Annotated in this window: 8 protein-coding genes; 4 read left to right on the top strand and 4 right to left on the bottom strand. The window is 43.2% G+C overall.

Annotated features, from left to right (window positions below):
• Positions 1-110 precede the first annotated feature (110 nt).
• The 3 genes from J7I42_RS07985 to J7I42_RS07995 all read left to right on the top strand — a co-directional run bounded on the left by J7I42_RS07985 (position 111) and on the right by J7I42_RS07995 (position 6,182).
• Positions 111-3,008: a triple tyrosine motif-containing protein gene (locus J7I42_RS07985; protein ID WP_209138246.1), complete on the top strand. Its 2,898-nt coding sequence runs from the start codon at positions 111-113 to the stop codon at positions 3,006-3,008.
• A 488-nt stretch (positions 3,009-3,496) separates the two neighbouring features.
• Entirely contained in the window at positions 3,497-5,245 is a 1,749-nt protein-coding gene (locus J7I42_RS07990; protein ID WP_209138247.1) for a cellulase family glycosylhydrolase, read from the top strand.
• Positions 5,246-5,312: 67 nt separating this feature from the next.
• Positions 5,313-6,182, top strand: coding sequence for a polysaccharide lyase (locus J7I42_RS07995; RefSeq protein WP_209138248.1), 870 nt, complete (start codon positions 5,313-5,315; stop codon positions 6,180-6,182).
• Positions 6,183-6,270: 88 nt separating this feature from the next.
• On the opposite strand, the gene J7I42_RS08000 is transcribed toward J7I42_RS07995, so the two are convergent.
• The 3 genes from J7I42_RS08000 to J7I42_RS08010 form a co-directional block, all read right to left on the bottom strand.
• The gene (locus J7I42_RS08000; RefSeq protein ID WP_209138249.1) at positions 6,271-7,467 is read right to left on the bottom strand and encodes a M56 family metallopeptidase; all 1,197 of its coding nucleotides are present in this window, start codon (positions 7,465-7,467) and stop codon (positions 6,271-6,273) included.
• A complete protein-coding gene (locus tag J7I42_RS08005; RefSeq protein ID WP_209138250.1) occupies positions 7,464-7,829 on the bottom strand; it encodes a BlaI/MecI/CopY family transcriptional regulator in 366 nt (121 codons plus the stop codon). Before J7I42_RS08005 ends, J7I42_RS08000 begins: the two co-directional genes overlap by 4 nt.
• A gap of 160 nt (positions 7,830-7,989) precedes the next feature.
• Positions 7,990-8,595 carry a DUF4291 domain-containing protein gene (locus J7I42_RS08010; protein WP_209138251.1) on the bottom strand — a complete coding sequence of 202 codons (606 nt, stop codon included), beginning with the start codon at positions 8,593-8,595 and terminating at the stop codon, positions 7,990-7,992.
• A gap of 163 nt (positions 8,596-8,758) precedes the next feature.
• Between J7I42_RS08010 and J7I42_RS08015 the strand changes: the two genes are divergently transcribed.
• Positions 8,759-11,380: a glycoside hydrolase family 3 C-terminal domain-containing protein gene (locus J7I42_RS08015; protein ID WP_209138252.1), complete on the top strand. Its 2,622-nt coding sequence runs from the start codon at positions 8,759-8,761 to the stop codon at positions 11,378-11,380.
• Positions 11,381-11,548: 168 nt separating this feature from the next.
• Here J7I42_RS08015 and J7I42_RS08020 read toward each other — a convergent pair whose 3' ends face one another.
• A complete protein-coding gene (locus tag J7I42_RS08020) occupies positions 11,549-12,301 on the bottom strand; it encodes an SDR family oxidoreductase (RefSeq protein WP_209138253.1) in 753 nt (250 codons plus the stop codon).
• Positions 12,302-12,320: the final 19 nt, after the last annotated feature.

Raw genomic sequence — 12,320 nt, forward strand, 5'->3', positions numbered from 1 at the left:
AAGCCTATAAATTGTAAGAAATTGGCATTATGTTTATCAAACAATCCCCTCATTGCCCTATCCGGTAAAGTCATTAATTTTGTGTTACCAAACGAAACGAGTAGCTGCATATGAGATCAATTTCCCTGTTAATAGTCGTACTGTACTTCGGGTCTATTGCATATGCGCAAAACACCATTGGTATACCCAATATTACCAACTTCTTTAAACAAAATTATAAGGCCGGCCGTCAGAACTGGGACATTGCACAGGACAGCCGCGGCATTATGTATTTTGCCAACAACAATGGGCTACTCACTTTTGATGGCAGTTTCTGGCGTACCTACCCCATCCCCAATGCCACTATTGTTCGTTCACTGGCCATTGACAAAAACAACAGGATATATGTAGGCGGGCAACAGGAGTTTGGTTATTTCTACCCCAATGACCACGGCGAACTGGTATATACCTCCTTAAAGCAATTAATAAAGGACAGCGATTACGCCGATGTTTGGACCATTCAAATTGTACAGGACCATATCTTCTTTCACGCCCACCGGAAAATATTCGATTACTACAACGGCACCATTAAAGCATTCAATAGTACATTCTGGAGTTTTTTAGGTTATGCCAATAACGAAGTGCTGGCATACAATGCTGAAAATGGATTGGTGTATTATAAAAATGGCCAATGGGTTCCCCGGGTTAAAAAAGGAAGTTTTCCAAATGGTACCTTGTTGAAATCGGTGATAGATCTGGGGAATGACAGCCTGTTGCTGACCTCCGTATCAAAAGGACTATTCATACTAAAGGGAAATGTGGTAACGAATTTTGAAACACCCGATATAAAAGAAATGGCCGCTAAAAACATCTTTGGCGCCCGTTTACTGCCGCATTCCACTATTGCTTTCAACACCAACCTGGGTGGCTGTATCCTTATGAACAAAAACGGGAAGTTCATTCAACAGCTCACCAAGAATGAAGGTATCCAGACCAACAACGTACAAAACCTGTTTTTAGATAAGGACCAGAACCTATGGCTGGCGCTTGATAATGGCATTGACCTGGTTTCCTATAACAATGCAATTAAGAATATTTTCCCTGAACCAACTGACCGCAACAGTGGATACACCTCCCTTGTTCATAACAACACCCTGTACCTGGGTGTAGCAACCGGTTTGTATAAAACCGAGCTCCCCTTAAATGACGGTGACATCAGTTATGCAAAAAGTGCTTTTTCCCTGGTTGAAAATACAAAAGGGCAGGTATGGAATATTTCGGAAGTGAATGGCGAAGTGTTGATGGGCCATAGCCTTGGGGCGTATATTATAAAAGACAACAAGGCGATCCTCCTCGATAATAAGAACGGCTTTTGGGGTTTTCTTCCCCTGCACGACAGTTTATTTTCTTCGGTGATGATTGCAGGGACTTACAATGGGATCAATTTCTTCAATTACGCCAACAACCGGTTCTCCACGCTGTTCGAGTCCAGGTTTGAGTCGGCCCGCTTTATAGTAAAACATAAAAACCTCATATGGGCAATTCATCCTTATAAAGGAGTATACATTGTTTCTTTTGATGGAAAGAACGCGCCAGTGGTCACCAATTACAACGATAAAAATAAATTTCTTTCACAAAACCATAACCACCTGTACAGTATTGCAGGCCGAATGGTCCTGGCCTCAGATAATGGTATTTTTGAATTTGACGATGCCATCAATGATTTTAAACCGTCGGCTTTTTTGAAAAAAGTGTTTGGTGATATTCAAATAGAATACATGAAGGAAGACAAAGCCGGAAATATCTGGTTTTGCAGTCATAAACGGGTTGGGGTGGCAGAGCGTACCGGTGAAAATTACCGGTTGGTTTACATACCTGAACTGGATGATAAGATCACAGTGAACGGATTTGAGAACATCAATATCATCGACAGCAATAATGTTTTAATAGCTGCCGAAAAGGGTTTCTTCCATGTTAATTATGCGCGGTATAAAAAAAGTAAATATCCATTGACCACCCTGATCAGGAATGTACAGGTCTCCAGCAGAAAAGAAGACCTGATCTTTGGGGGGTATGCTTTATCTGCGGCCAATGAAGCCAAACAAGCTATTGAGTACGCTGCCAATTCTTTGCACTTTGAATGCAGTGCTATTATTTATGGTCAGCAATATAATACTGCCTATAGCTTTTATTTAAAGGGTTTCGACAGGGGCTGGAGTGACTGGAGCCAGAAAACGGAAAAATATTATACCAACCTGCCACCTGGCAAATATGTTTTTCAGGTAAAAAGCCGTACCAATGTTGATAATGAATCGCCCATGGCGAGTTTTTCATTCACCATTCTACCGCCCTGGTATCGTACCTGGTGGGCATATACCTTATATGCCCTGGCACTTTTTGCGTTGTTGTACTGGTTCTATAAAAGACAACAACATAAATACCGCAAACGCGAGGCGCTAAAGTTAGCACAACAGAAACAACGCTATGCCGAGCAGCAAAAGCAGTTACAAATGCAGCACGAACTGCAAATGGGAAAACGGGAAAAAGAGATCATTGAGCTGAAAAATGAAAAGCTGCAGGCAGATATTGAAAATAAAAATTCGCAACTGGCTTCAGCGGCCATGAACCTGGTGCGAAAAATGGAAATATTTTCCAAAATAAAGGACGACCTCAGTGCCTTCAAAAACAATGAGGAAACCAAAGCCGCATCCAGGGAATTCCAAAAGATCATCCGCCTCATAGACAGTGAACTGGATGTTACCCAGGAATGGGAACAGTTCACCGAACACTTTGACCAGGTGCATTCCAATTTCCTGAAAAAGTTAAAAGAACAGTGGCCCGATCTGACAGCCACTGAATTAAAAATGGCAGCCTACCTGCGATTGAATTTGACCAGTAAAGAGATCGCTCACCTGATGAGCATTTCTATTCGCGGTGTGGAAACCGGTCGCTATCGCCTACGCAAAAAGCTGGGATTAACCAGCAATGAAGCCAGTTTGTACGATTTCCTGATCTCCATAACCGGATAACCGTCATTCATTATTTAACTACATGATAGTCAATAATTAGGTTTTCCATTGTAGAGGTTTTGACGTAGCCTTAAATTGGTTATGGCAGTTGTTTATTTGCAACTTTAGCAAGCAAAACGAAACTGCTGCCATATGCGACAAAAACGATTGTTCCTGACAAATTTTCCCTGCCCATTTATACCTCCGTTTTTATCGGCCCAAATTGGCTGCAAATCCCAAACTGTAACCCCTGTACCTTATATAAATAAGTGTAAAAAGATCACTTTAACGAGTTACTCCTATGAAGTAGTACCGATTATGTTTGACGTAAAGCGCCAGCATCCTGGTGCCTATTATCTGTTTTTTCCAATCATGCAATCAAAACTGGCCAATCACCCGGAATTAAATCAATACCCCGGGTAGTAAGCTGGTACGGTCGGTCATTCGTCTTCTGGCGAATGACCCCCCTTTTTGACCTTATTCAACCCTAAAAATTATTTAACCACAGTATGGCCCTTAGTTTTCGCAGTAGTATTTTTTTTGCTGCACTCATTGTTACAACAACGTACACCTTTGGACAGGAATTCTTACAAGCACAGGGAAAGCAAATTGTAAACGAGAAAGGACAACCAGTTACTTGGCGATCTATGGGGTTGGGCGGCTGGTTATTACAGGAAGGATATATGTTCCGCCTGGGTAATATTGGCACGCAGCACCGGATAAAAGAAAGTATAGCCCAGCTGGTTGGTGAAGAAAAAACAAAACAGTTTTATGATGCCTGGTTAACACAGCATACCACAAAAGCCGATTTTGATTCAATGGCTGCCTGGGGTTTCAATTCTGTACGGTTGCCTTTGCATTATGATCTATTTACATTACCAACAGAAAAGGAGCCCATTGCAGGTCAGCAAACATGGCTCACAAAAGGGTTTGCTATTACAGACAGCGTGCTCAGTTGGTGCCGCAGCAATAAAATGTACCTGATACTGGATATGCATGCCACACCCGGTGGTCAGGGAAATGACCTGAACATTAGTGATCGTGATCCCGGTAAACAATCGTTGTGGGAGAGTGATGCAAACCGGCAAAAGCTGATCGCCTTATGGAAAAAACTGGCGAAACGGTATGCCAACGAACCATATATCGGCGGTTATGATATCATTAATGAACCCAATTGGGGTTTTACTGATAGCGCCGATAAGCGCGGAACGGCAGAAAAAATGAATGCGCCGTTAAGACAGTTACTGATCGATATGACCAAAGCCATTCGGGAAGTAGACACCAAACACATCATTATTATTGAAGGAAATGGTTTTGGCAATAATTATAACGGCATTTTCCCCATGTGGGATAATAACCTGGTATTGAGTTTTCACAAGTATGGCAATTTCAATACACTACCTGCCATTCAAAAATTTCTTGACTACCGGGATAAATATAATATTCCATTGTGGCTGGGCGAATCGGGAGAGAACTCCAATACCTGGTTTACAGAATGTATTCGCCTGGTTGAAGAAAACGGGATCGGATGGGGCTGGTGGCCATTGAAAAAAATGGGTCTCAGTAACCCGCTTGAAATAAAAATACCGCAAGGGTATGAGCAATTACTGAATTACTGGCGGGGTAATGGTCCGCGCCCTGATTCAACAACGGCCTGGAATGTATTACAGCAATTGTTGAACAATGTAAACATCCGGAACAATATAGTTCACCGGGATGTGCTGGATGCTATGTTCCGCCAGGTACAGTCGAAGGGTACGCTGCCATTTAAAAAACATGTAATAGCAGCAGGAACTACGGTAATACCAGCGGTTGAATTTGATCTGGGTGAACAGGGGCAGGCATATTATGATAAAGATACTGCCAGCTATCAGTTTACACCCGGTGTACATACGCAGGGTAACAGAGGACACAGCTACCGGAACGATGGGGTAGACATTACCAGTAACGATGCAGGTGCAAGTATCTTCAGTATTGAAGAGGGGGAGTGGCTGCAGTATACAATCCAGGTTAAAAAGGGCGGCAATTATCAGTTAGGATTTAATACAACAGTTGAGCAAACAGGCGCACAACTATCGCTATTGGCAAATGATAGAATACTTATAGATAAATTAATGTTGCCGGTTGCTGATAGTAAACAGAGTTTTAAAACGATCTGGGTAAAAAATATTTCTTTACCCGCAGGTACTACCCGGTTAAAATTACTGTCCAATAAGGGCGGGTTTAACCTGCAAAGCATTTCATTTATTAAGGAATAAGAATAAAAAGACTATAGGATACCATTACTATAAGAACGCTTTTTATTAAACCTTAAAATGATAACAAATGACAAAGAATTTTGTCGTACTCAAAGCAGGTCTTTTGACCTTAACGATTGCCTTGCTGGTAACTGGTTGTAAAAAAGCAACCATCGATAACAATGATCAGCAGCTGAATTCAAATACCAATAGCGAAGTGAAAACGGAAGCTATTAACAGCACCTTTTCGGTGAACTGGAACAATTATGCAGATGGCGTATATACAAGTTCGTCTGCAGCAGCCGATTTTGGCAACATTACCGGCTGGAATGATTCCCGTACCTGGATCTCAGGTGGCACCTGCCGGATAAAACTGCTGGCAAACGCTTTATCGGGCGCTGGTGGGGTGATCGGTAACATCGATATTTCTGATGGCAGTGCCTATGAATGTGATTACGATGTGAAATTCCATAGCCAGTTTGATTTTAGCCGCGGAGGCAAGATCGGTTTTGGCTTCCTGGTAGGAGATGGTAATACCGGTGGCGATCCGGGTTGGGATGGCAATGGCGGCAGTTTACGGTTGATGTGGTACCAGACAGATGCCGGCCGCGTTTTTTTTCAGCCTTATTTATATCATAAAGACCAGGCAGGTAATTACGGAGATACCTATAGCAAATCCTATCCTTCAAGCGGTAGCCTGAACAAAGGTCAGTGGTACCATGTGCACCTGTATATAAAGAGCAACACTGGTAGCAAAACCGATGGGCATGTACAAATTGTAATTGATGGTACTGTAGTGCTTGACAGGGCTATGCGCTGGACAACCAACGACGCCAAACGCCTCATAAGGACCCTGAGCTTCCATACTTTCAGAGGTGGTAGCGAAACGTACTGGCAGTCATCATCCGATGGGTACATCTATTATGATAACTTGTCGGTACATAAGATCAGCAGTTAGTTTAGCAGCAGTAATACAAAAAAGGGGTCCGATTGCCGTCGGGGCCCCTTTTACTTTTGTAGCTGTAGCTATTTTATTTCGGTGTAAGTTATTTCAGAAAAATTTCAACTACCCCATTGGCGCCTGCTGAACCATATTTGTCAGTCGCTGCTTTGTCTTTTAAAACATAGATGGATTTAATATTTCCAGGAGAGATCTGGCTCATTTCTTCCGCACTGATAGGATTACCATTCAGAATATACAACACATTATCAGGGATGTTTTTCTTTCCGTTGGTTGATTTTTTTTCTATCCTGATATGAACTGTATCAGCTGTTACTTTTATGATGTCTGGCCTGGCGTCCTTTGTAAGAGCAGGTGTGGTGTCGTTTTTTGCGACAGCCTTTTCGGGTAGTTGGACAGCCGTTGCCTTGCTTTCAGTAGCTGAAACAGAGAATGCAAAAATGGATGCAAAAGTAACGGGTAGCACTAATGCCTTACGCAAGAATTGATATCTTGCCTTGTTGTTTGTTGTTAACATAACCAATCTTCGTTTAATAGATGAATAATAGAATGCGTGTGTGGGGTTCAGGAAGTGTTTTCCGTAATGCGCCTGTAATAGCAACTGCACAAAATCTTCCACATTGTTATTGCCAACTGCTTCCTTATCAGCAATAAATTCATGAATGGCTTTCAGCTCTCTTTGAATAAGCCAGTTAAATGGGTTCATCCAACAGATAGAATTGATCACCTGGCAAAAGAGCACATCCAAAGTATGTTTCTGGTGAATGTGCGTAAGCTCATGTTTGAAGATCTTCTGACCAAAATCATCATCCAGCGAGATCGATTCTTTCCAGAACAGATTATTTAGAAAGGAGAAGGGAGCATTATCAAGGTTGGTATAAACAAAATCAACACCTTCCATGTCAACAACAGCCGATCTTCTTTTTAATTGATACACCTTTAAAATATTGAAGGCAAGAACAAGTAACAAAAACAGGCTGATGCCAATAACTGAGTACAGAACAAAATCCTGCCAGGAAACGGTAGATGAATGGGTTGAGGGAATTTGTAAGGAAATATAACGAAGCGTTTCTGCTGAAACGGGCATATCCTCCTTGTCGATAGTAACCCAGCTGAAATTAAAAAGCGGGATAATGAAGCTGCAGGCCATGCTAAGCAACAGATAGAACCGGTTATAATAGTTAAAGCTTTTATTTCGTAAAGCAATCCAGTAATAGCCCAGGAATAAACCGGAAATTAATATTGATTTCAGTACATAAAACAAGATCGTTTGGCTGGTCATTTCCCTTTCTTTTTAAGTTGATTCAATAAAAATTCTAGGTCCTCAATAGACATTTCTTTTTTGTCAACCAGGAAGGAGACAACCTTTGAGTATGAACCCTGGAAGTAATTGTCTGTAAGGGCTTTTATCCCGCTGACCGAGTATTCTTCTTTGGTGACCAACGGGTAGTAAAAGTTGTTGCGATTGGGGTTCTTTATGCCGACAAACTTTTTCTCAACCAGTATCTTTAATAAGGTGCCGACTGTATTATAATGCGGTTTTGTATCGGCCAGGTGTTCCAGAATATCTTTCATGAAACCACCTTCCCCCAAACTCCAAAGGGTTTGCATGATCTGCTCTTCAGCAGCAGTGAGTTTCTTCATGGTATTTTATTTTGCCTAAATACTTAGGCAATATTATGCCTAAAGTTTTAGGCAGACAAATTTTTCTTTAAGCATTCGCGTCTTTTCCGCTTTGTCGTGTTATTCAATCTTTTAGATACCGGGGGAATTCTTATTCTATCTATTTTACGGTTGAATATGCTTATAATGTCCCAGAAGTAGCATCGATATTTTTGGCAATTTGATCAGGTATGGGGTAGAATTTTTCAGCAGGCAACAGCGCATTTGCCTCATCGATATTTTTGCTGAGGAGGAGTTGATGGATATGCTGGCAGGATGGCGTTATGTCTTCAATATCGGTGATCCAGTCGTTAATATATTTTTCAACGGCAATGCCCGACAACCCGATTTGAATGGAACGATAGGGCAATGGTTGCAGGAAGAGATCTTTTTCGGGGTCCCATTGAATGCGTACCGGCGTTATTTTTAAAGCCTTTTGCCAGGTTTTAAAATCGCCATGTAGGGTGTGGTCGTGATGGGCGAGGACCGCATTGTTAAGCGCCCATTCAAACCCTTCCCGTTTTAATTTAATGGCTAAAATGCATTCCTGGTTTTCTTTGGTAGCCCAACCCGACCGATACATCATCCAGAGGAAGGATGGTTTTATCCAGGTCATCCGTTCTATTTTAAATGGAGGTGAAACAAATGTTTTTTGTTTTACAGCGGGGGCGGCGATGATATTGTTATAGGCCTGGTAAACAGTTATCGTATTATCGTCATACAAAGCCCGGATCACTCTTTTACTCATGAGAAGTAGGGGGCGGTTTAGGGTATTCGTGAATTACAAAAATAGCGGCTTCGACCATATTTTGAACATTTTTACACTATTTCGACCAATTAGTTAACCTTATTGGCTGGCGAGGTAATGACTATAATGCCGTATTTTGGGGAAGCCAAAAGGCAACTTGCATATGAAAATTACACGCGCGCTTCTCTATCCATTAATGATCAGCCTGCTGCTTTGTACAAACGGGCAGGCCCAAAACAGTACATTCCCTTTTCAAAATTATAAGCTCACTTTCGAAGAACGGGTCAACGACCTCGTAAGCCGCATGACGCTGGAAGAAAAAGTATCGCAAATGCTCAACGCTGCGCCCGCCATACCAAGGTTAGGTGTGCCGGCGTACGACTGGTGGAATGAAACATTGCATGGCGTGGCAAGAACGCCTTATAATGTAACGGTGTATCCCCAGGCCATCGCTATGGCCGCCACCTTCGATACTGCCGCTCTTTTTAAAATGGCCGACTACTCAGCGCTGGAAGGGCGGGTGATCTATAATAAAGCAGTAGCCGCCGGCAAAACAAATGAGCGTTACCTGGGGCTTACCTACTGGACGCCGAACATAAATATCTTCCGGGACCCCAGGTGGGGGCGGGGACAGGAAACATATGGAGAAGATCCATACCTCACCGCCATGCTGGGTGATGCATTTGTAAGGGGATTACAGGGTAATGATCCTAAATACCTGAAAGCCGCAGCCTGTGCCAAACATTACGCGGTGCACAGCGGGCCCGAACCCCTGCGACATGTATTTGATGTGGATGTAAGTCCCTACGATCTATGGGATACATATCTGCCTGCATTTAAAAAACTGGTGACTGCATCAAAGGTAGCCGGCGTTATGTGCGCCTATAACGCTTTTAGAAAACAACCCTGCTGTGCCAGCGATGTTTTAATGACTGATATCCTGCGCAACCAATGGAGCTTTAAAGGCTATGTAACTTCCGACTGCTGGGCTATAGATGACTTTTTTAAAAATCATAAAACGCATCCCGATGCTGCCTCCGCATCGGCCGACGCTGTTTTTCATGGAACGGATATTGATTGTGGCACTGCCGCCTATAAGGCGCTGGTGCAGGCGGTAAAAGAAAATAAGATAACCGAACCACAAATAGATGTATCGGTAAAGCGGCTTTTTATGATCCGGTTCCGTCTGGGTATGTTCGATCCCCCATCGATGGTGAAGTATGCGCAAACGCCCGCTACTGAACTGGAGGCGGCTTCACATGGCAAACACGCCTTGCAGATGGCACACGAATCGATCGTGTTGCTGAGAAATGCGAACAACACGCTGCCATTGAAAAAAGGGTTGAAAAAGATTGTGGTACTTGGGCCGAATGCGGTGAATGTAATTGCTCCATTGGGCAATTACAATGGGACGCCTTCTAAATTAACAACCATATTCCAGGGAATAAAGGACAAGGCAGGCAGTACTACTCAGGTAGTGTATGAAAAAGCAGTTAACTATACCAATAATAATGTGCTTGAATATGACGATATCAGCCCTGCCTGTTCTATTGATGGCAAGCCAGGCTTTAAGGCAACGTATTACAACAACAGAGAACTGAATGGCGAACCGATAGCCACTGTTGTTGAACAGCACATAGAACATGACTGGCAGGAAGGAGAGAATGTTTCGGGTAATCTGCGCGCCAATGATTTCTCCGTTCGCTATGTTACCAACTACAAAGCAACCGCAGATGGCGCTATTACTTTTGAAGTAGAAGCCGATGATGGTTTCCGTTTCACCATCAATGGAAATACCATCCTCAATTCCTGGAACAGAAAACCACGGGACATTTCCTCCTATACGCTGACAACGAAAAAAGATTCTGTTTACAACCTGGTGCTGGAATACTGGCAGGGGGAAGGCAAAGCCACTATAAAAATGCATACAGGCCATCCTGGGGTAACGGATTTTAACGCATTAGTTAAGAAATACAACGATGCAGATGCGTTCATTTTTGCCGGTGGCATCTCCCCACAATTGGAAGGGGAAGAAATGAAAGTAAGCGATCCCGGTTTTAAAGGCGGTGACCGTACTTCTATTGTGCTCCCTGCCATACAAACTGAATTAATGAAAGCATTGCAGACAAGCGGCAAACCGGTTGTTTTTGTAATGATGACAGGCAGCGCGATTGCGATACCCTGGGAAGCTGAAAATGTTCCGGCAATAATAAATGCCTGGTATGGCGGACAAGCCGCAGGTACTGCGGTGGCTGATGTGTTGTTTGGCGATTATAATCCATCAGGCCGCTTGCCGGTGACTTTTTATAGCAGCGACAATGACCTGCCTTCCTTTGAAGATTACTCCATGAAGAACCGTACGTATCGTTATTTTACCGGGAAGGCATTGTATGGCTTTGGCTATGGCCTTAGTTATACAACTTTCCGCTATGATCAACTGACAACTGTTGCTCAAAGTAGTAAGCCTGTTAGGGTTACGGTAAGGGTTACCAATACAGGCAAGACGGGGGGCGATGAAGTGGTGCAGTTATACGTGGTTAACCAGAATACTTCCATCCAAACATCGCTCAAGGCACTGAGAGGGTTTCAACGGATAAACCTGCGGCCATCAGAAAGCAAAATGGTTAGCTTTGTATTACAACCCGACGATCTTTCCTATGTGGACGCCAGCGGTCAGCGAAAACCACTGGTTGGTAAAGTGCAAATATGCGTGGGGAGTAGTCAGCCCGATGAGGCAAATACCACCAGCGGAAATGTGATAAAAAAAGAACTTACTATAAAATAGGCGCAGCGCCTGGAATGATTACTCCGCAAATTGCGGCAAAATAACAAGAGGGTGTCTCAAACGTAATTTTGGGATACCCTCTTTTCATTTACACCCCCATTGCACCCAGCATTCTGATGACTAACAGGGACCAATCCTCATATGTTTTTATCGACCATTTAGAATCTACTATTGCGTAGCACCACCGTTAACCAGTAAGTGTTGTCCGTTTACAAAAGATGACAGATCGCTGGCAAAGAACTCGGCAATATTGGCCACGTCTTCTACTTCGGCCAGTCGGCCCATGGGGCAGCTATCCAGCAATGATTTTCTTAATTCGGGGTAGCTTTCAGGATCAGCAAAGATCCCGGAATGGTCTACCGCAAAAGGTATAATAGAGTTAACAGTTACACCCCGAAAGCCAATCTCTTTTGACAATACATCAACCAGGTAACGGGGTACGATCTTACTGCCACCATAAATGGCCATGCCTTTAACAGGGAAGGCAGTGGTGCTGGAGGCAACGTAAATAATGCGGCCATTGTTCTCTACCGCCAGGGCTGCCTGTTGCATAGTGAAATAAGCGCCTTTTGAATTGATGGAGAACAGGCGGTCGAATTGTTCTTCAGTAAATTCAGTAACCGGTGTTTCCACCATTTCAATACCGGCATTGGCAACCACGATGTCGATCTTACCAAAGGCTTTTTTCGCTTCTTCGAACAGCCGTTTGATATCGGCTACTTTACTCACATCGGCCTGAACGGCTATTACGCGTACTCCCATGGCCGTGATATTGTTCACTACTTCTTCAGCAGAAGCTTTGTCGCGAGAATAATTGATAACGATGTCGGCACCCATGGCCGCATAACGTTCTGCGATGGCTTTACCTAAACCTCTTGCTGATCCGGTAATTAAGGCTACTTTGTTTTTTAAGGAGTTCATAAGTCTTTGTTTTAATTGT

It is taken from the genome of Niastella soli, from assembly GCF_017742245.1.
In the GTDB taxonomy this organism is placed as follows: domain Bacteria; phylum Bacteroidota; class Bacteroidia; order Chitinophagales; family Chitinophagaceae; genus Niastella; species Niastella soli.